Source organism: Kocuria sp. ZOR0020 (assembly GCF_000800955.1).
GTDB classification, from domain to species: Bacteria; Actinomycetota; Actinomycetes; order Actinomycetales; family Micrococcaceae; genus Kocuria; species Kocuria subflava.
On sequence record NZ_JROX01000170.1, the window covers coordinates 1 to 19,917 of the forward strand.

The window sequence follows — 19,917 nt, forward strand, 5'->3', positions numbered from 1 at the left end:
TCGCCCCTGGCGGAGAACCGCTACCCACACTCAGCTGTGAAGGCCCGCATTGCTGAACGGTTTCCTAAAGGATCAGCGGGAATGTGGGTCGGGATAGGGTTGGGTTGTCTAGGCGTCATTCTGATGATGGTAAATGTCGGGAGCATCTTTTGGCGTTCACATCAAGAAACAGTCGACGAGGTCCTGGCTGGAGGCGCAGAACACAGCGCGAAATACCCTTCGAGCTGGTAATTAGGCGCTGAGGATTCGCCACTGGATGGAAAATCATGACCGAAAATATTGTCTTCGCGGCATTCTTTCTTGTTCTGTCTGTTTCATCTGCTGTGACGCTTTTTGCCATTCGCCAAGGGGGCTACGTTGCGGCTCACAGGATGATGGGTGAATTCTGGCCGTATCTAATCATCAGATTAGGTGGACTGTCCATCATCGGAATTGTGGGTGCAGCCTCACTGCTGACCGGTGGGTGAACCCTATGACTCTGATAAGTCGCTGATGCGGCGCCACCGACAGGGTCTATGTGCAAAAGCAAGGGGAACTCGTGGCGAGCGGTCTCATGTGCACAGTGGCAAGTGCTGGTGCCAGGCGAGAAACGGTGCAGTCCGACTTTCGGGACCTCTAGGCAGAATACGTTCTGACCTGTATCTTTAGCCTTCTCAAGGCTGCAGCGGTCGCAGCTTCACCCGGTGGCCTCGCCCACGGGTGAGGCCACCGACTCGCTCCGCCGTCGCGTTGTCACTAAGTAGGTGGTTGCGTATGTGTTGGAGAGTTGGGTGCTGCAGGTTGGTACTGGCAGGCGAAGCCGTTGCGTCTGGTGCCTCGGCACGACTGAGGTCTGAGGCTCGGACTGATCGTGGTGACCGGCCGTGACGATGCACCTGGTATTTTCACTCATTACCGGTGTCGCTGCCGTCGTGGCCGTGTTGTGGATGGTGCGCCACGGAGACATGTTCAAATCCAAAGAGGCGCAAATACTGTACCCGTATTACATCATCGGCGTATGCGGGATGGCCATTATCTGCACTCTCACCAATATCCGGGAAATCGTGACGTTGGTCAGTTCTTAAGAGGTGAACCCATGATATAGAGTCACCTTCTGAGTAATCTGGCCCCCAGAAACTGGATAGCGACATTAGTGGTGGGAGTTGTGGCTGTTGTCTCCATGCTTGTGTTAGTGGTCGCTAGCGAAGGCAGTTTCCTATTCTGGTCGGCACTCGGAGCGCTCATACTGATGGGTGCTGTTCAAATGGCGAACGCTCTGGATGTCATCATCCGTACGCTGCGCGAAAGGCAGGAGCATGATTTTCGTGTAGATTCCGGAACAAACTCAGAAGCCCCCAACCGAGGCGATTGAAAGGCCATCTGGTGAGAAGAAGAACCATCGTGTACGCGATATACATGCTCTTGACTGGCGTTGTGTTTCTGGTCCTCGGAATCTACATGAGGGCCTGGCAGCCCCTGCTTGCTGGTGATGTCATGCTTCTCTTCAGTGTCTTGTTCTATTGCGCTGAAAAGCGCAGCCAAGATCCCAGAAGGTGAGCCAAGGAGGGAGGCGCCCGGTCGCCACAGAACCGGTAGCTGCCCCCAGACACCAAAACCCAGCGGCCCCACACCTCACAAAGAGGTGCGGGGCCGCTGGTTTTGTTGCGTCAGCTCAGGAACGCAAGATCAGGCCTGGTTGTTGTCCTTGCCCTGGATCTGCTCCTTGATGTCCTGCGCGGTGTGCTTGGCATCCTCAGCCACGGACTTGGCGGCGTCCACGGGGGAGGAGGCCTCCTTGGCGTCGTCCACCTTCACGCCGGAGCCTGCGGCCACGGTGGTGTTGGGGTCAACGGGGGATGCGGTCACGCGCGGGGAGGTGGACGCCGGGGTCTTCCAGGGATCCTGCACGGGGCGGGAAGCCTTGAAAGCAGCGGCACCGGCCACGGCACCAGCCACAACCAGACCAAAGATCAGCCATCCCTTGCCGGACTTCTCAGCCTTTTTCTGCTGCTTGGCGTAATCCTTGGCAACCTTGGCGGCAGCCTTCTGTGCCTTGGCCACAGCCTTCTTGTCGCCGGTCAGGCGGGCAACAATGGCTTCCAGCTGCTCCGGGGTGTCCGCGTTGGCGAACTTGCCGGCCAGCTGGGCTGCGGCGGCGTTGTAACGCGCGGATGCGGCGTCCTTGCCGTCGTGGAAAGCCTTGGAAGCACGCTCAGCCTGGTCCGTGTTCTTCACGCGGGTCACAGCCTGATCGGTGGCAGCGCTCACGGCAGCCAGTGCGGGGGCAGCGCCCTTGCGGGCCTTGCCGGCCGCATCCTGTGCGCGGCCCAGGCCGTCCTGCACGTACGGACCGGCGTTGTGCACGCCGCCGGCCAGCGTGGCTGCACCGGACTTGGCGCCCTTCTGCAGGGCGGGGGCAATGGCGCCAATTTCCTTGGCGATCCAGTCACCGGCGTCAACAATGCGGTTTTCGACGGCGTTCTGCTGCGACTTGGCCTTCTTCTGGGCCTTGGACTTGAACAAGCTCATGGAAGCTCCCTCCTAGGGTGACGAGTCTCCTGCCCCAGCATACGGGCATGCCCGTTGCCAAGCACGATCGACAGTGCACTTACACGGCCTGAAACCGCTTCCACACGCGGATTTTCACTGTGCGCTGAACGGAACCGGCAGCGTCGTCGTCGTGAGTTCACAACTGCAACATCGCATGCCAAGGGGTGGCCCGTACGTGCCATACTGAGCCCCATGACTGCTAACGCAACTGCCAAGGCGACCATCCACACCAACCACGGCGACATCGTGGTGAACCTGTTCGGCAACCACGCCCCCAAGACCGTGAAGAACTTCACCGGCCTGGCTGACGGTTCCCAGGAATGGGTCAACCCTCAGACCGGTGAAAAGGGTGAAGGTCCCCTCTACAAGGACGTCATCTTCCACCGCATCATCAAGGACTTCATGATCCAGGGCGGCGACCCCCTGGGCCAGGGTGTGGGCGGCCCCGGTTACATGTTCGACGACGAAATTCACCCCGAGCTTTCGTTCAACAAGCCCTACCTGCTGGCCATGGCCAACGCCGGTAAGCGCGGTGGCCGCGGCACCAACGGCTCCCAGTTCTTCATCACCACCACCAACACCGAGTGGCTCAACGGCAAGCACACCATCTTTGGTGAAGTTGCTGACGATGCCTCCCGCAAGGTGGTTGACGAGCTCAACACCGTGACCACCGGTGGCATGGACCGGCCGGTGGAGGACTGCGTGATCGAGTCGATCGACATCGAGCAGCTGTGACCATCTGAGCTGCTGCTCACTCAGCGTGATCCTGAGGGCCCCGCCAATGGCGGGGCCCTCAGTCGTCTGTCAGAGCCCGGCTCTAGGCTCAGGAGTCCAGAAGTGTTGAGCACCAGGCGCAATGTGAGGACCAGGCATGGATCAGCCCAGCTACGGCGCAAACCACCCGCAGCAGCCGGAGCCGAACGGGGGTGGGTTCTCCGCGTTGCAGCCGTGCGCCCAGCATCCGGAGCGGGTCACCGGTGTCCGGTGCCAACGGTGTGGACGCCCCGCGTGCGGGGACTGCCAGGTGCAGGCAGCGGTGGGTGTGCACTGTCCCGTGTGTGTGAAATCGACGCAGGCCGGCCAGCGCACTGTGCGGACCCCGCTTGGCGGAAAACTGGCCAACAGCAATCCCATGCTGGTCACGTGGTCTTTGATCGGCGTAAATGTTGCGGTCTATGCCCTGATGTGGCTGCTGCAGCTGGTCAACGTGCAGGCCATCTACTGGCTGGGCCTGGCTCCGGTGGTTGCATTTGATGAACCCTGGCGCATTGTGACCAGCGGCTTTGTGCACTCCATGACCAATCCCGCGCACCTGGCCCTGAACATGTACACCCTGTGGATTTTTGGCCGCATGTTGGAAGGGGAACTGGGCCGGATGCGGTTCCTGCTGGTCTACGGAATCTCTCTGTTGGGTGGATCCGCGGCGGTGATCCTGCTCTCCCCACCCACCACGCTCACGGTGGGTGCCTCCGGGGCCATCTTTGGCCTGTTCGGCGCGGTGTTGGCCGTGACGCTGTGGGGACCCAAACACCATCGACCGAATCTGACCAGCATTCTGGTGCTGATCGGCATCAACGTGGCCTTTGGGTTCCTGGTTCCGGGAATTTCATGGCAGGGACACCTGGGTGGCCTGGTGGCCGGCACGGCAACCATGGGAGTCCTGTTGGCTCGGCACAAGCGCGCTCGGCCTCCCCGGCAATGAGGCCTGTCCACAGGGTTCATCCACAGCGGTGGACAACTCCCATCCGTGTAATTCCACACGTGTGAACAAGCCTGTGGACAGCCAGATCACGCGGATGTTCGGAAAATTTCAGCGCCTGGTTCACGATGTGCACAATGTTCTCCACACCTGTGGATAACCTTCTGCACGGGGTGGGGACTGTTGTGGCCCACAGCAGCAGCGGTGGCGCTAGATTGAACATGTTGATGTAGCGGAAAGTAAGCAGAACCACGGCAATGGCGGCGCTGGTGAGCGGAAATGATGGTGTGCCCCTGGTGTTCAACCACCTCAGCCTGGGGCAACGGGTGGTGTTCGGCACCGAACTGGCGGCCGAACATCTGGTTCAGGAAATCCAACGCCTGGGTGCCCGCAGGGTCATGGTGATCACCAGTGCACGTGACGCATCCACAGGCTTGCGTCTGGTGCCGTGAGACTGCGTGTCCGTTCGATGGACAGAGGTGGCCCAGCACGTCCCGGTGGAGCTTGCCTATCGCGCTCGCGGGGCTGCCCAGGAGGGGCAGGCGGATCTTCTGGTGGCCATTGGTGGCGGCTCCGCCATTGGCCTGGGCAAAGCGATTGCTTTGACATCTCACCTGCCCTTGATTGCCGTCCCCACCACGTACGCCGGCTCCGAGGCCACAGACATGTGGGGTATCACCGAGAACCACATCAAGACCACGGGCCCCGCACCGCACGTCCTGCCCGCCACGGTGGTCTACGACTCCGAACTCTCCGCAAACCTCCCGCTGGAGATCTCCGTGAGCTCCGGCATCAATGCCTTGGCCCACTGCGTGGACTCCTTGTGGGCGCCACGGGCTGACCCCATCAACCAGGCGTTGGCCCTGGAGGGTGCCCGTGCGTTGGCCACAGCATTGCCGGGAATCGTGGAGGATCCCGCGGACCGTTCCGCCCGCGAGCAGGCGCTCTATGGGTGTTACCTGGAGGCGGTGTCCTTTGCCTCCGCCGGATCGGGACTGCACCACAAGATCTGCCATACCCTGGGCGGGGCCTTCAACCTCCCGCACGCCCAGACCCACGCGGTGGTCCTGCCTCACGTCCTGGCCCTCAACGCACCGGGTGCACCAGTGGCCTCCGCGCGCTTGGCCGACGCTCTGGCACAGACCCGGACCCACAACAACCACAGCACTCACGAGGACCGCACCACCGACCAGAGCACCAACAAGCCCCGGCACCCACCACGACGACGACGTTGATGCCCCGGCACCTGATTCCCATGCTGCCGTGATCATGCTGGCGGAACTCCTGGACCAGGTGGGGGCGCCCACCCGATTGGCAGATCTGGGCATGAGGGAGACCGACATCCCGGAGGCTGTGCAGCGGGTGATGAGTGCCGTGCCGTCGTCGAACCCGGTCCCCGTGACGGAAGGTGCGGTGACCCGACTCATGAGCGCTGCACTGACGGGAGACGTCCCGAGTATGAGCCGATTATCCTGGTGAGTGCGGTGGGTCATTCCGGAGGATGACCCAGGTGCCTCGCAGTCCACAAAAGGCTGCTGAGTAGGCAGAACGGGTGGTCAGAGACCATCCTGTGGACTGATGTTCAACACGGGGTGAGCGGCGCATCCTGGGTGCATGACCTACCCGATCCTTCAAGCCCTGAATCTCACCCAGCACTACGGATCAACCACCGGGACCCGGCCCACGGTGGCACTGGACGGCTTGTCCATCACCATCCCGCGCGGTCAGTCACTGGCCGTCATGGGACCCTCTGGTTCCGGCAAGACCACGTTGCTGCATGCGCTGGCCGGCATTGAGATCCCGCAGTCCGGGGAAATCTACTTCCACAATGCCAACGGCCCGGATCCCGTTCATGTGATGCGCCCGGAGGCGCGGGCGGACCTGCGGTTGCGGCACTTTGGATTCGTGTTCCAAGCCGGGCTCATGCTGGATGAACTCACGGTGGTGGAGAACGTGGCGCTGCCCCTGATGCTGTGCGGCGTGGACCGTGGCAGCGCCCACCAGTCCGCATCGGCATGGCTTGAGCGCCTGGGACTGGAAGGACTGGAAGAACGCCGGCTGGGGGAGATCTCCGGCGGACAGGCACAACGCGTGGCCATTGCGCGTGCTCAGGTGTGTGGGCCTGAAGTGATCTTTGCGGACGAGCCCACCGGCGCCCTGGATTCGGTGACCTCCGCGGAGGTTCTCACCGCCCTGTTGGAATCCACCCGTGAGCGTGGGGCCACCCTGGTTCTGGTCACCCATGACCACACGGTGGCCGAACAGTGCGAACGCACGGTCCACTTGCGTGACGGAAAAATCGTGGGTGACACTCACGCAGTTGGCGGCGGCCACGGTTCAGCAACGGCAGGATCCTCCACCCACGTCCATGCCGAAACGGTGCGGTCATGACTGCCTGCGCCTGCACCCACTCCACCATTCAGGCCCACCGAGCACCGGTGGTCTCCACTGCCGTGCTGCGCCTGTTCCTGCGCAAATCCGCCCGCGACCACCGTACCTGGGGTATGCCGGTGGCGGCATATGCGCTGGTGAGTGGCCTTCTTCTGTCCGTGATGGCAGGTGTGCGTACGTACTGGACCGTGGACTACGCGGATCCCACCATGACCGTGGTTTACCGTGCCCTGGCCACCATGGCGCTGTGCATCCTGGCGCTGCCGCTGATCAATTTGGCCTCGGCCGCCGCCAGGATGTCCACCCGCCGCAAGGACTCCCGGCTGGCTGGACTGCGGCTGTTGGGTGCCTCCCGGTGGACGCTGCGGTGCCTGGTGGTGGGGGCCGCCGCGCTGCAGGCATTGGTGGGCGTGATGGTGGGCGGACTGCTGTACGCCTGTCTGATCCCCGTGCTGGGTCTGCTCTCCGTGGACGGGCAGCGTGTGGGGACTCAGGTCATGACATTGCCTCTGTACGCGGTGTGGGCTGCCGGTGCGGTGTTGGTGGGTCTGGCTGCCTGGAGTTCCGCACTGGGGCTGCGCCGGATCTCCATTGAACCTCTGGCTGTGCGCACCCGCAGGAACGTCCCCACCATGCACTGGGCGCGCATTCTGGTGGCCGCACTGACCGTGGGGGCGATTGCCGTGTTCTGGCGTCACTTGGTGGGGCTGCCGGAAATCCTGGCGGCCGTGTCCCTGAGTGCTGTGATCTTTGGCCTCCCCATGCTGGCCATGACCTGGGCAGGCCCATGGCTTGTGGCCAAGGCCGCCGGACGGATGCACCGCCGCGCACCCTCAGCGCACCACCTGGTGGCTGCCCGCATGATCCTGGCCGACCCCGCTGGTTCCTGGAGGCAACTGCAGTCCGTGGTGCTCCTGGGCTTTGTGGCCGTGACCGTGGGTGGGGGCCTGGCCCTGATCTCAACTGCAGAGGGGGACCCCACCCTGGGTCACTTGGTCACTGACATGCGCACCGGTGCCGTGGTGACCGTGCTCTACGGGTTCCTCACGGTGGCCTGCGCTGTCCTGATCGACCACAGTGCCTCCGTCACGGATCGTGCGCAGCTTTGGCGGAACCTGGATCTGGTGGGCATGCCGTTGAACACCATGGACCGCGCTCGCCGCCTCACGCTGACCAAGCCCCTGGCGGTACTGCTCACCACGGCGGTGGGCTCCGCCGTCGTCATCCAGGCACCTGTGCTGGGACTGGGCGTGGTGGTCTCCCCACTGAGCATCACGGCCACCGCCGTGATCATGGCTGTGGGGGTTGCGCTGGTGTTCCTGGCCGCAGTCCTGGGGCGTCTGAGCCTCACGACGACGGTGCGCACGGCCCCCGTTCCAGCGCCCTGAAACTGTCCTGGGCAACAAAAAACGGCAACTGAGACCAATCTTGACCATGATCAAGGAGGGGGGTGGCGGGGAGTCGTAGCGTCCAATCCGGCTGGCCAATGACGGCCTGTCACCAAGACGCCGGGTGTGAGCCCGAGGAAGAAGGATCCATGCTCTCGGAGAAGTCCAAACCGCTGATCGAGGCCACCGCGCCGGTGATCGTGGAGCGCTTGCCGGAGATCGCACCCAAGTTCTACCAGTCCATGTTTGATGCCCACCCGGAGCTGCTCAACGGTGTGTTCAGCCGCGCCAACCAGAAATCCGGTGCCCAGCCGCTGACCCTGGCTGGTTCTGTGATCGCATTTGCCCAGCACCTGCTGACCCACTCGGACTCCTACCCGGACGAGATGCTTTCCCGGGTGGCGCACAAGCACACCTCCCTGGGCATTGTGGAGGAGCAGTACCCGATTGTGCACGACCACCTTCTGGGTGCCATTGCCGCTGACCTTGGGGATGCCTTGACCCCGGAGATCGCTGAGGCCTGGGATGAGGTCTACTGGCTCATGGCTGAGGCCCTGTTGAAGTTGGAGCGCGGGCTCTACGCCAGCCAGGCCAACGACGTCATGTTTGCGCCCTACCGTCTGGCCGAGCGCACGGAGACCGGTGGGGACACCGTGGTGCTGACCTTTGAACCGGCCGATGACACCCCGCAGACCCCCGCCGTTGCCGGCCAGTACGTGAGCCTGCAGACGCGGATGTCCGACGGCGTTGACCAGCCGCGTCAGTTCACACTGATCCCCGGTCCGGAGGGTGCACGCCGGATTGCGGTCAAGAAGGACATGGACGGAGAGGTCAGCCCTGTGCTGCACGCCCTGGAGGTTGGTGCCGAACTGCCCCTCTCCAACCCGTACGGGGACGTGGTGCTCACGGATTCGGAAGCGCCCCTGGTGTTCCTCTCCGCGGGCATTGGCGTGACCCCCATGGTGGCCTTCCTGGACAAGCTGGCTGCCGATGGCTCCACCCGTGAGGTGCGTGCCATTCGTGTTGACCCCACAGATGCCGACGCCCCGCTGCTGGCGGAGCAGACCGAGGCCATGTCCAAGCTGGCCAACGGCACCTTGGAGCGCTGGACCACCAAGTCGGAGGAGGGGGAGCACACCGGCCGCCCGGATTTCTCCGCCCTGGGTGTCTCCCCGGACTCCCACGTCTACCTGTGCGGGCGCCTGGAGTTCATGCAGGAGGCCCGTTCCGCCCTGGTGGATGCCGGTGTGCCCGGTCAGAACATCCGGTACGAGATCTTTGGCCCGGACATGTGGATGCTGCACGACGACGCCGCACGCACCCAGAAGGCCTGACCCCAGCGGATCCAGCCGATTGAGCAGTGAGTTCTGCCGTCCATCAGCTCTGATGGGCGGCAGAACTCGCTACGCAGCGGTCCATGGGGCGTGGTTGGGACTGTTCAGTTGCGCAGACCCAGGTGGTCTGCGGGTTCCATCAACCGGGACACCACGTAACCGATCACAATCCCCCAGAACGCTGCGTGGATGTTGAACAGGTTCAGCCCGGAGACGGTCACCACAAACGTGATCAGGGCGCCAAAGGTGAACTGCTTGGAGAACGCCCCCACAAACGCGTTCTGCAGAGCTCTGATCATGGCCAGGCCGCCCAGGGTCAGGATGAAGGCCTCCGGGGTGGCCAACATGAAGCGGGTGAACGCCGGGGCGAACACCGCGCAGATCAGGGACAACACTCCGTACGTCACGGCCGCCGTGTACTGGCGGTGGCGTTCACCGGAGGCGGTCAGCAACGCGTTGGTGGGCCCCGTGACGCAGGCGCTGACGGCACCCACGGAGGCATTCACCAGGGAGAAAGCCCCTGAAGTCACGGCAAACATGTTGATGGGTGGTTGATGCCCGGCAGCACGCAGAACCGCAATGCCCTGCCCGTTCTGGACCACCAGGACCGTGATGGCCAGAGGGATCACCAGTTCCAACTGTGCGGAGAGGGTGAACTCCGGGACGGTGAACATCGGTTGAGCGGTGACCGGCCCTGCGGGGTCGAATCGGAACTGACCGCTGAGCACCACCGCAGCCACCCCCACCACCAACGTGGCCAACACGGGAGGCACGCACCGGCCCAGGACCGGCACGGCTGAGAACACCACAAATGCTGCCACCATGGGCAACGCAATACCGGGGGCATCCGTTGAGGCGGCCACAATGTCCGTGCCGAAGCGCAGGAACACCGCTGCCACCATGGCCATGATGATGGGCATGGGAATCACCGCCATGGCCCGGCGCACCACGCCAGTGGCACCCAATGCCATGACCAGCACACCGCAGGTGAAAAATGCCCCCACCACCTGGGCAAAACTGAGGTGCTGCAGAGACGGTCCCAGTAGCACGGTGCCGGGGATGGACCATGCAAACCCGAACGGCTGGCGGTAGAGCAGGGACATCACCAACGTGGCAAGGCCTGCGGACAGAAAGATTCCGAACACCCAGGAGGCAAGTTCGGCAGCGGTCAATCCGCCCGTTGCTCCCACGGCCAAGGTGACCGCAATGGGGCCGGAGGCGGAGAACACCAGACCGATCAATCCGTTGACGCCGTAAGTGGGTGACCAGTCCCGCAGCACTGCGCGGGGGCCTGCCGGTTTCACCCCGGGGCGTTCCAGGACGGGCTCGTGGGATCGCAACACCACACCCCTCCTTGGACTCGTTTGGGGTAGTTCATCAGACGGTGCGCCCAGGTGGAAGCCCGTTCAGCCCCAGTCTTGACCCGGGTTCGGCCCGGCAAACCCCGGAACCTCATTCATATGCAAAGCCCCTGGACAGTGTCAGGAATCAGATGGATTCCAGACACTGTCCAGGGGCTGACGTGCAACAGGACTCAGGCCCCGGGTGCACCTGCCGGAGCGCCACCCATGGGACCGCCGCCGCCAGCCGGCATGGATCCACCCGTGGGCTCGGTGTTGGTGTCCACGCCTGCGGTCAGGGCCACCTTGTAGCCGGAGCTCACGGAACCGGTCACGGTGGCCAACTGGCTGGCCCCGCCGTCGTCGCCGAAGACGTTGTCCGTGTCCAGGGAAAGCTGCGCCAGATTGGTGACCGAGGATTCATAACCGGAGGTGGCATAGACCGTGTCACAGACGTCCTGCGGCAGGGCAACCTGGGAGGTGGCAATGGCGTTGGTGGAGTCCGTGATGGAGGCCTGGTCCGGGTAGACCTCAAAGTGGATGTGCGGCCAGCGTCCGGAGTAGCAGGCCGGGAAAATGCTGGTGAAGGTGACCTTGCCCTGACCATCCACCACCTGAACGCCGCGCAGGTAGTTCTGGTCCACAACGTTTTCCGAGTACATGGAGTACTCGCCGTCCCGGTTGCAGTGCCACACGTACACGGCTGCTCCGGTCATGGGATTGTTGCCGTTAGCCATGTCCGCAATGGTCAGCTCCAGGGTCATGGGCACACCCTCAGCCGTACCGCTGGCCCCGTTGAAGCTGGAGCGGATGTCACTGCGCACCACACCGGACTGTTCCAGCACGTCCGCGCCGTTGGAGCCGTCACCGGGGTAAGGGCCTGCAGTCTCATCCGGGATCTCTGAGTCCACCTCAATGGTCTCCGCCGTTGCGCTCGCAGAGCCGGTGGCAGAAGCCGACGACGACGCCGAGTCCCCCGAGTTCGGGGCGCAAGCGGCCAACCCCAGGGACACGGCACCCAGGCCCATCACGGACACCACGCTGCGGCGGTTGACCAGAGTCTGGAGGTCAAAGCCCAGGCCTTGATCCACCACCTCGTCATCCTGGCGGGGCAGCTCACGGCCTTCATAGACGTGCTTGCCGTCCACCATGTGCATCTGGATCCCAAACGGATCGCGGTAGGTGGTTTCCGGGGTCTTCTTGCCGAACAGCATGGGTTGAGCTCCTGAGGATTGTTGGTCACCTCCGGTCCTGTTGGTCCAGGCCGGGGGCCGTGTTGATCCTCAAGCTATGGCTGCACTCTGTGGCTGACGCGGGGTCAACCTGTGCCCGCCCTGTGCAGCGTCATAGGTGTTCCAGATCATGGGGGGACGTACGGTTTCAGGGCTGAAACCGTACGTCCCCATAATCTGACAGGTCCGAGACGGGCGCTCAGCCCTGCATCTGGCGGACCTCCACCGGCTGGTGGCAGGCTGCGGAGGCCTGAGCACCCAGATCCAGAGCCTCGCTCTTGTCAGCTGCCTCCAGGATCCAGAAACCACCCAGCTGGATCTGCGCACCGCTGGCGGTGCCCGGGATGATCACCGGCTCAGCGCCGGAGGCATCCACCACCAGAACTCCATCGGCCCGATCTTCCGGCAGGGTGGAGCTCAACACGATCACCTGCAGCGGTTCATAGGGCCAGAAGCCCATACTGCGCACCTTCTGATAGGTGGCGCGGCCCATGACCATGTGGTCGCAGGTGGCCAGGACATCGTCAAAGTCCGGGATCTGGGGGTGCGCCTGTGCCGGGGCATGCGGGGCTGCGGGCAGATCCTCCAGCCAGGCGATGTCGTGATCTGCCCGCGCAATGAACCCGTCCACGCTGAGCCAGGCAAAGACCAGGCCCTCCCAGGTGCGTTCCACAGGTGCCAGGGGATCAGCGTGTTGATTCATGCCCTCATCATGCGGGAGGGCTCCGACAGAGCTTTGGGTGCGCTCAGCCCATGAAGACCAGCTTGGCGGCAATGAGCAGCATGACCACACCCACGCCGACGTCAATCACCTTCCACGTCCCTGGCCGGTTCAACGGCCGCGCCAGGGCCCGGGCGCCAATGCCCAGGACGGAGAACCACACCACCGAACCGGTGGCCGCACCCGCTGAGAACATCCACCGCAGATCTCCCTGCTGATTGGCCAAGTTGCCCAGCATGACCACGGTGTCCAGGTAGACGTGCGGGTTCAGGAAAGTCAGGGCCAGGGTGGTGGCCAGCACGCGTCCCGCTGACTTGGTGGCAGCGGGGGCATCTGCCTGGTTCAGCGACTGATCGGAAAAGGCCGAACGGAAGGACTGGACTGCAAACCAGATCAAGTAGGCCGCACCACCCCACCGCAGGGCCACCAGCACACCGGGAAAGCGCTCCACCAGCGTCCCGATCCCCAGTGTTCCCACCGTGATCAACAGGGCATCGGCCAGCGCACACACCGCGACGACGATCGCCACGTGCTCCCGTCGAATGCCTTGCCGCAGAACCCACGCGTTCTGAGCGCCGATGGCCACGATCAAGGCCAGGCCTGCCAACATGCCGGTGAAGAAAATTCCCATGGGCCAAGAACTTACGCCCGCATCAAACTGCGGTACAGCTAAAGATTCTTTGCCTTCAAAAGCTGAGCTTAATGAGCGCGGCATGGTGGCTCAGAAGCCCGGCAAGGCATCACATCACGTGCACCACGGGGCGGGCGTCGTCGTCGTGAATGGCCCGGCGCAGGACCTCTCCTTCAGACCACTCCAGGTAGACGTGGGGTACCTGGCCCGTGCGCTCGCCAATGTCCAGGGACAGCGCGGTCAAACAGGTGGCCACGGATGACCCGTCCACGTGCAACATCCGGTGGCCATCCACGTGCTTGGCGGTCACGCGCAGTTTGTCCTCAAAATCGGATGGGTCGCGGACGTGGACCTCCACAAACAGCACCTCTGGGCCTTCGATCAGGCCGTGCCATCGCTACTCGTCCAGCAGCTTCTCCGAGTAGTCACCGGCGCTGGTGCCCTCCGGCTTCTGCGCAATCAGGCGCACGGACAGGCCCACCGCTTCATGCACCCAGCTCAGGGCCTGCTGGTCCCAGGTCACGGTGTCCACCCGGGGTTCGGAAGCCCGCCACACGCGGGAGGCGAAGGAAATGGTGAGCAGCACGGCCACGAACACCAGGGCGATGTGCAGACCATCCGGGCGGGTGATGATGTTGTCCACGAACGTGTAGATGAACACCAGTGCCACAGCGGCAAAGGCCAGGGCGGTCCGGGGGCGGCCATGCGCCCGGGCAGACAGAGTCACCGCCACCGCGGCTGAGGTGATCAGGGCCAGCACACCTGTGGCATAAGCATTGCCCTGGGCATCCACGTTGGCGTCAAAGATCCAGGCCACCACCAAGCCAGCCAGCAGCACCGCCACCACCAGGGGGCGGGTGGCACGGGTCCATTCCGGGGCCATGCCGTAGCGCGGCAGATAGCGGGGAATCAGGTTGAGCATGCCGGCCATGGCGGAGGCACCTGCAAACCAGAGGATCAGCACCGTGGAGATGTCATAGACCGTGCCAAAACCTTCACCCAACATCTGGTGGGCCAAATAGGCCAGTGCGCGTCCGTTGGCGGGGCCACCTTCTGCAAAAGCGTCCTGCGGGATCAGCACCGTGCACACCACGGAGGAGGTCATCAGGAAGAACGCCATGATGCCTGCCGGAACCGTCAGCAGACGGTGGGAGCCCACCACCTTGGCGCGGGTGCCGGTTGACATGGCACCCGGCAGCCGACGGCCCGGGTGCTTGCCCCGGTTTCCTGTGCGGTGCCCGGCCGAGCCGCTGAGCTGCGGCATCACGGTCACCCCGGTTTCAAAACCGGACAGCCCCAGGGCCAGCTTGGGGAACACCAGCAGGGCGACGACGACTGCGGCCCACGGTGAGGCATGCGAGGCCATAGCCGCAGACCACCAGGAACCCAGCAGGTCCGGGTGCTGGAACAGTTGCACTCCACCGGCCACGATCACCACCAGGTTGACGGCCAGGTAGAAGGGAACCAGGAACAGGGCAACGCGGATGGCTTCCGAGAACCCGCCCAGGAACACCGCCGCCAGCAGCAGCAACAACCCAATGGTGATCCAGAACTGCCACTGGGAAGCCGTGTCCGGCAGATACGGATTCTCCACCATGTGAACGGCCGCATCTGCGGAGGACAAAGTGATGGTGATGATGAAGTCCGTGCAGGTGAAACCCAGCAGCACCAACACCGTGATCTTGCCCGTCCACCGCGGCAGCAGGCGTTCCAGCATGTGGATGGAGCCGGCCCCGCGTGGGGAGACCGCGGCCACCCACCGGTAGACGGGCAGCGCCCCCAGCAGGGTCACCGCCACCAGGACCAGCGTGGCCAAGGGGGAGATCAGACCTGCTGCCAGAATGGCGATGCTTGGCTGGTAGCCCAGGGTGGAGAAGTAGTCCACGCCGGTCGGGCACATGACCTTTCACCACGGATGCGTTTGTTCCGTGCGGTCAGGGCGTTGGTGCGGCCCCACGTAGGCCGCCGACGGTCGGCTGCCCTCCAGGAACCAGGATGCTGCGCGGGCACTGCGCGCGGTGGTCATGATGCACGCCCCTGCTGGATGAGCAGCTGGTCCAGTTTGCTGTTCAGCTGAGCCACGGCACGTTCAAGGTCGCCGATGCTGGCGTTCTGGTCTTCAGGCCGCAGGGTCACCACCACGCCACCTCCAGGGGAGAGGGTGGCCGATTGCACCTCCGTGAGGGTGTCTGCACCTTGATGGCGCAGTGCGGCATCGACCTCCTGGCGGCTGAGACCAAGGCGGAGCATGGCCCCGCGGTCCAGGCTCCCGTCCGTGACCAACTGCGTGGACGGCCCCTCCAGGAGGCGGCTCAGGGCAGGCGATCGGTGAGTGGCACGTTCCAGCAGGAAGTTGGTCAGCACCAGGACAACTGCGCCCATCAGTCCACCCAGCAGTGAATTGTCCGGGCCGATGATCGCGTTCTGGACCACGTTGGAGAGCAACAGGAAAACCACCAGGTCCAGGGAGTTCATCTGGGCCATGAGGCGCTTGCCGGCCACCCGGATCAACAGAGCGATGAACAGGTAAACCACCACTGTGCGGATGATTTTGTCCGCGGCTGGAATCTGAATTGTCATCAGATCCGCCCAGACGGCAGCCCAGGTCTCGGCTACCACTGTGGCCCTCTTTGTGTCTTGTGGGCCAAGCGGTTGTTGGTCCTGGTGCGCTGCGGTGACCACCGGTTGAGCTTGCGACTCCGCCGGTGGCCTGCAGTGGCGGTAGTAGTGTGCGACTGTTGCGGGGCTTCGTCCAGTTCTCCAGGCAACACGGAGGGAGTTCACGGTGGACATGGAACAACTGCGCACCCTGGCCGCGGTGGTGGACCTGGGGACTTTTGACCGCGCGGCTGCCCAGTTGCACATCACGGCACCCGCGGTGAGCCAACGCATCAAGGCGCTGGAGGCCCAGACCGGTCACGTCCTGGTGCAGCGGGTGGTGCCCGTGCAGTTGACGGAGCCGGGTCAAGAAGTCCTGCGATTGGCCCGGCAGGTCCTGGCTCTGCACGCAGACACCTTGGAGCACTTGGGAGTCACGGAGGGCGGTGACGACCCGCAGACCGCCCCGTGGCAATTGCCCGTGGCGGTGAATGCGGATTCCCTGGCCACCTGGTTCCGCCCGGTCATGGCCCAGTTGGGTGGACCGTCCACCGTGACCGGCCGGCCACCAGTGCTGATGCGCTTGAGCGTGGAGGACCAGGACCATTCCCGCAAGCTGCTCCAGGCAGGGGCAGTGGCTGCGGCCATCACGACCTCGGAGCGCACCGTGACCGGATGCCGCAGCATCCCACTGGGCCGGATGGTCTACGAGCCCTGCATCAGCCCGGTCCTGCTGGAGAGTTTGGGCTCCCACATGGATTTGAGCCGCACGCCTGTGGTGGTGTTCAACCACAAGGACGACCTCCAGGACTCCCAACTGCGCAATGTTCCCGGCGGGAGCAACGCACCCCAACACCGGGTGCCGTCCTCAGAAGCTTTCATCCGCGCGGTGGCTGACGGCCTGGGCTGGGGCATGGTCCCACAACTGCAGATGGCCGATTCACCGTTTGCCGCAGTGGATTCCGCATTCGCCCGCGTGCCCGGGCTGACGGATGAAACCGTGACGTTGTACCTGCAACGCTGGAAAACCCCGTTGCCCGCCCTGGACCGGCTGGAGCACAGCATCCGGGAACATGCACGGCAACACCTCTGAGAACCCACCACCCCAGCAATGGCGCACGGCACCAGACCTGTGCTGATGGAATGATCGGTGCCATGACCACCGTCTCTGAGCACACCACGTCCCTGGATCTTCCGGCCGGTCCCACCGTTGACGTCAACTGGTTGGCCGCCAATCTGGACCGTGTGGTGGTGGTTGACGCCTCCGCCATGGACCACCGCGGAGCGGACACAGGGATCCCTGGCGCTCGCCGATTCGACCTTGACGGGGAGATGTCCGCAGACGCGCAGCTGCCCCACACCATGCCGGCCGCCGGTGACTTTGCGCAGCGGCTCGGGGCCTTGGGCATCGGCCAGGACTCCGTGGTGGTGGCATATGACCGTGCCGGAATGTTTTCCTCCGCCCGTGCCTGGTGGATGCTGCGGGCCGCCGGAGTGGGATGTCCGTACGTCCTGGACGGTGGTCTCCCCGCGTGGTTGGCCGCCGGTCACCCGGAGGGGCCACTGGCTTTGACACCTCAGTCCGTGCCGGCACCGGTTGTCTCCATTGCCGACGGCGCATTCATTGACGACGCCGAGGTGGCGGCCCGGCTGCAGAACCCCACGGACGTCGTCGTTGATGTGCGCAGTGCCGGCCGGTTCCAGGGCACGGCACCTGAGCCCCGGGAGGGAATGCGCGGTGGGCACATGCCTGGTTCGGTCAACGTGCCGTTCACGGATCTGGCGCCGGACGGGCACCTGCTGAGCCGCGAAGAGCTCCAGGGCAAGTTCATGGAGGCCGGGGCCAACCGTGAGCGCATGGCCTTCAGCTGCGGTTCCGGGATCACAGCCTGTGTGGGCGCACTGGCCGCTGTGGTGGCAGGGGCCAAGGACGTCACGGTCTACGACGGCTCATGGTCTGACTGGGGGCGTGAGGACCGCGATCCCGCTCAGCGCCCCGTGATCACCGGCCCATGACAGTCACACGCCGAAACCTCCTGCGGGGTGCGGGCAGCCTTGTGGTGGGCGGGGCCGTGGCACTGACGGTGACCACCCCGGTGCCCAGCAGAAGTGCCGTGGCGCGTGTGGTGGCCGGCCACCGGCGTGCAGGGGAACCCGTGGATCGGGGTCGGGTGACCTGGGGCCAGGACGATCAACGTCAGACGGGATGGCTTTTTGTACCGGACCCTGCTGCCTGGTCCGGTGGGTCCTTGACCCCCACCTACCCGGTGGCCGTGGTGATCCACGGAGGATCGTGGAGTGACACCTCAGACCCCAGCTACATGGCTGATATTGCCATTGACCTTGCGCGCTATGGCCTGGCCGTGTGGGTCCCCACCTACCGCGGGCTGCAAGGTCCCGGTGGCTGGCCGGAGACGTTCCAGGACGTCTCCGATGCCGTGGACTATGTACCGCAACTGGCCGATCTTGGGCGCTTCACCCCGGATCTGGAGCAGGTTCACCTGCTGGGACACAGTGCCGGGGGTCATTTGGCCACGTGGGCGGCCACTCGTAACAAGCTGCCCAGCGGTGCCCCGGGGGCGGATCCCGGCATCAACGCCCGCAGCGTGACCTCCATGGCGGGACTCTACGACCTTGCCCTGGCGGAGGAACTGGATGGTGGAAACCTTGTGCGCGACCTGATGGGTGGGGTCACACCGCAGGAGGATCCACAGCGTTACGACTGGGCCTCCCCCGCCGACCGCCTACCCCTGGAGATCCCGGTCAATGCCCTGCACGGTTCAGCCGATGAGGTCATACCGCTGGAAGCGGTCCAAGGCTTCTTGGACGACTTGGAGGCCACGGGAAACCCCGGAATGGTGGAGGTGCTGCCAGGGATCGGCCACGACGACTGGTCTGACGTCCTGGGGGAACCGTGGGCGCAGGCACGCATGGCTTTCCTGGACTGTGTGGGCAACCGCTGATGAGGCTGACGCGGCGCACCCTGATCACACTCGGCGCCCTGGTGGGCCTGGCCGGAACCGGGTTGGCCGGCAGCTCGGTCATGGGCACCGGTTCCGCCAATGCCCGTGTGGTGGCCGGGCGTCCGCGCGCCGGTACGCCCGCTGAAACCTGGATCCAATGGGGTGCGGACCCAGAACGTCAGACCGGGCAGCTGTTCCTGCCGGACCCACAGCATTGGAGTGGTGCAGATCCGCAACCCACCTACCCCGTGATCATGTTCATCCACGGCGGAGGATGGACGGACAAGTCAGGGCCCCTTTACTGTGAGGCCGCCGCCCGTGACCTTGCCCGTTACGGGGTGGCGGTGTGGCTACCTACCTACCGCGGGACCCCGTCACCGGGTGGTTGGCCCATGACCTTCCAGGACGTCTCCGATGCCCTGGACCATGTGGCCAGGCTGGGGGAACACGCAGATTTCCGCCCTGACCTGGACCGGGTGCATCTGACGGGCCACAGTGCCGGTGGGCACCTGGCCGCCTGGGTGGCGGCCCGTGACCAGCTTCCCGCCTCCATGCCTGGTGGCCGCAACCCGCACGACGACGCCCGCCTGAGTGTCCGCAGCACCACCCCGTTGGCGGGGGTCCTGGACTTTGAGAAAGCCGTGAACGAGGACAACGACCAATGGGTGGTGGACGTGATGGGTGGTCGTCCGGAGGAGCTACCCGAGCTTTACAGGGCACTGTCACCGATTGACCGGTTGCCCATGGACATCCCGGTCAACGTGCTGCACGGCAAGGCAGACACAGTGGTGCCGGTTTCCACGCTGCGGGACTACATCAGCAAGCACGCAAACACTGGCAACGCAGGACGAGTGGTGCTGATGGACGGGGTGGAGCACAACGACTGGGTGGACATCCATCACCGCGCATGGGCCGTGGCCCGTGAGGTGTGCCTGGCCAGTGTGGGCACGGGCAACCGCTGAGTGTGAAAGCCGGTGACAGTTTGGTACGCCATCACGTGCTGATGGCGTACCAAGCTGACGTGGGCTTGCGGCAGTTGTGAAACCGGCTCTTCCTACCTGAGGTGGGGGTGAGTGAGCCCGCCGCCGATG

Annotated in this window: 22 protein-coding genes; 14 read left to right on the forward strand and 8 right to left on the reverse strand. The window is 64.2% G+C overall.

Annotated elements, in window-relative coordinates:
* The first annotated feature begins 266 nt into the window (after positions 1 to 266).
* Both L979_RS15920 and L979_RS10430 read left to right on the forward strand, forming a co-directional pair.
* Complete coding sequence (locus L979_RS15920; RefSeq protein WP_156125548.1) at positions 267 to 467, forward strand: hypothetical protein; 201 nt, start codon at positions 267 to 269, stop codon at positions 465 to 467.
* Between the two features lie 396 nt (positions 468 to 863).
* Entirely contained in the window at positions 864 to 1,064 is a 201-nt protein-coding gene (locus L979_RS10430) for a hypothetical protein (protein ID WP_047692153.1), read from the forward strand.
* A 601-nt stretch (positions 1,065 to 1,665) separates the two neighbouring features.
* Here L979_RS10430 and L979_RS10435 read toward each other — a convergent pair.
* On the reverse strand, positions 1,666 to 2,508 hold the full coding sequence (locus L979_RS10435; RefSeq protein ID WP_047692154.1) for a hypothetical protein: 843 nt from the start codon (positions 2,506 to 2,508) through the stop codon (positions 1,666 to 1,668).
* A 213-nt stretch (positions 2,509 to 2,721) separates the two neighbouring features.
* Between L979_RS10435 and L979_RS10440 the strand changes: the two genes are divergently transcribed.
* The 8 genes from L979_RS10440 to L979_RS10470 all read left to right on the forward strand — a co-directional run bounded on the left by L979_RS10440 (position 2,722) and on the right by L979_RS10470 (position 9,341).
* Complete coding sequence (locus tag L979_RS10440) at positions 2,722 to 3,264, forward strand: peptidylprolyl isomerase (protein WP_047692155.1); 543 nt, start codon at positions 2,722 to 2,724, stop codon at positions 3,262 to 3,264.
* A gap of 136 nt (positions 3,265 to 3,400) precedes the next feature.
* The gene (locus L979_RS10445; protein ID WP_052209788.1) at positions 3,401 to 4,231 is read left to right on the forward strand and encodes a rhomboid family intramembrane serine protease; all 831 of its coding nucleotides are present in this window, start codon (positions 3,401 to 3,403) and stop codon (positions 4,229 to 4,231) included.
* 266 nt (positions 4,232 to 4,497) lie between these two features.
* Positions 4,498 to 4,680 carry a hypothetical protein gene (locus L979_RS16765; protein WP_231559499.1) on the forward strand — a complete coding sequence of 61 codons (183 nt, stop codon included), beginning with the start codon at positions 4,498 to 4,500 and terminating at the stop codon, positions 4,678 to 4,680.
* Between the two features lie 6 nt (positions 4,681 to 4,686).
* Positions 4,687 to 5,463 (forward strand): maleylacetate reductase, encoded by a 777-nt coding sequence (locus L979_RS10450; protein WP_231559500.1) that lies wholly within the window; start codon positions 4,687 to 4,689, stop codon positions 5,461 to 5,463.
* A 34-nt stretch (positions 5,464 to 5,497) separates the two neighbouring features.
* The gene (locus tag L979_RS15105) at positions 5,498 to 5,707 is read left to right on the forward strand and encodes a hypothetical protein (RefSeq protein WP_156125549.1); all 210 of its coding nucleotides are present in this window, start codon (positions 5,498 to 5,500) and stop codon (positions 5,705 to 5,707) included.
* 135 nt (positions 5,708 to 5,842) lie between these two features.
* Positions 5,843 to 6,619: an ABC transporter ATP-binding protein gene (locus tag L979_RS10460; RefSeq protein WP_052209789.1), complete on the forward strand. Its 777-nt coding sequence runs from the start codon at positions 5,843 to 5,845 to the stop codon at positions 6,617 to 6,619.
* Positions 6,616 to 8,007, forward strand: a complete 1,392-nt coding sequence (locus L979_RS10465; RefSeq protein ID WP_047692157.1) for an FtsX-like permease family protein — start codon at positions 6,616 to 6,618, stop codon at positions 8,005 to 8,007. Before L979_RS10460 ends, L979_RS10465 begins: the two co-directional genes overlap by 4 nt.
* A gap of 149 nt (positions 8,008 to 8,156) precedes the next feature.
* Positions 8,157 to 9,341 (forward strand): globin domain-containing protein, encoded by a 1,185-nt coding sequence (locus L979_RS10470; protein WP_047692158.1) that lies wholly within the window; start codon positions 8,157 to 8,159, stop codon positions 9,339 to 9,341.
* A 104-nt stretch (positions 9,342 to 9,445) separates the two neighbouring features.
* Here L979_RS10470 and L979_RS10475 read toward each other — a convergent pair whose 3' ends face one another.
* The 7 genes from L979_RS10475 to L979_RS10500 form a co-directional block, all read right to left on the reverse strand.
* Positions 9,446 to 10,684, reverse strand: a complete 1,239-nt coding sequence (locus L979_RS10475) for a benzoate/H(+) symporter BenE family transporter (protein WP_231559501.1) — start codon at positions 10,682 to 10,684, stop codon at positions 9,446 to 9,448.
* A gap of 191 nt (positions 10,685 to 10,875) precedes the next feature.
* Positions 10,876 to 11,838 carry an intradiol ring-cleavage dioxygenase gene (locus L979_RS10480; protein WP_047692163.1) on the reverse strand — a complete coding sequence of 321 codons (963 nt, stop codon included), beginning with the start codon at positions 11,836 to 11,838 and terminating at the stop codon, positions 10,876 to 10,878.
* 274 nt (positions 11,839 to 12,112) lie between these two features.
* Positions 12,113 to 12,616 carry a YciI family protein gene (locus L979_RS14720; RefSeq protein ID WP_052209790.1) on the reverse strand — a complete coding sequence of 168 codons (504 nt, stop codon included), beginning with the start codon at positions 12,614 to 12,616 and terminating at the stop codon, positions 12,113 to 12,115.
* Positions 12,617 to 12,659: 43 nt separating this feature from the next.
* A complete protein-coding gene (locus tag L979_RS10490) occupies positions 12,660 to 13,265 on the reverse strand; it encodes a LysE/ArgO family amino acid transporter (RefSeq protein WP_231559502.1) in 606 nt (201 codons plus the stop codon).
* Between the two features lie 109 nt (positions 13,266 to 13,374).
* Positions 13,375 to 13,623, reverse strand: coding sequence for a hypothetical protein (locus L979_RS16770; protein WP_231559503.1), 249 nt, complete (start codon positions 13,621 to 13,623; stop codon positions 13,375 to 13,377).
* A 39-nt stretch (positions 13,624 to 13,662) separates the two neighbouring features.
* A complete protein-coding gene (locus L979_RS10495; protein ID WP_052209792.1) occupies positions 13,663 to 15,165 on the reverse strand; it encodes a hypothetical protein in 1,503 nt (500 codons plus the stop codon).
* Positions 15,166 to 15,287: 122 nt separating this feature from the next.
* Positions 15,288 to 15,884 carry a DUF421 domain-containing protein gene (locus L979_RS10500; protein ID WP_231559504.1) on the reverse strand — a complete coding sequence of 199 codons (597 nt, stop codon included), beginning with the start codon at positions 15,882 to 15,884 and terminating at the stop codon, positions 15,288 to 15,290.
* A 172-nt stretch (positions 15,885 to 16,056) separates the two neighbouring features.
* Between L979_RS10500 and L979_RS10505 the strand changes: the two genes are divergently transcribed.
* From L979_RS10505 to L979_RS10520, 4 genes are all read left to right on the forward strand, one after another.
* Positions 16,057 to 16,956, forward strand: a complete 900-nt coding sequence (locus tag L979_RS10505; protein WP_047692167.1) for an ArgP/LysG family DNA-binding transcriptional regulator — start codon at positions 16,057 to 16,059, stop codon at positions 16,954 to 16,956.
* A 62-nt stretch (positions 16,957 to 17,018) separates the two neighbouring features.
* Positions 17,019 to 17,879 (forward strand): sulfurtransferase, encoded by an 861-nt coding sequence (locus L979_RS10510; RefSeq protein ID WP_047692160.1) that lies wholly within the window; start codon positions 17,019 to 17,021, stop codon positions 17,877 to 17,879.
* Positions 17,876 to 18,826 carry a S9 family peptidase gene (locus L979_RS10515; RefSeq protein ID WP_052209795.1) on the forward strand — a complete coding sequence of 317 codons (951 nt, stop codon included), beginning with the start codon at positions 17,876 to 17,878 and terminating at the stop codon, positions 18,824 to 18,826. Before L979_RS10510 ends, L979_RS10515 begins: the two co-directional genes overlap by 4 nt.
* Positions 18,826 to 19,788, forward strand: coding sequence for a S9 family peptidase (locus L979_RS10520; protein ID WP_052209796.1), 963 nt, complete (start codon positions 18,826 to 18,828; stop codon positions 19,786 to 19,788). The genes L979_RS10515 and L979_RS10520 overlap by 1 nt, the downstream gene beginning before the upstream one ends.
* The last annotated feature ends 129 nt before the right edge of the window (positions 19,789 to 19,917 follow it).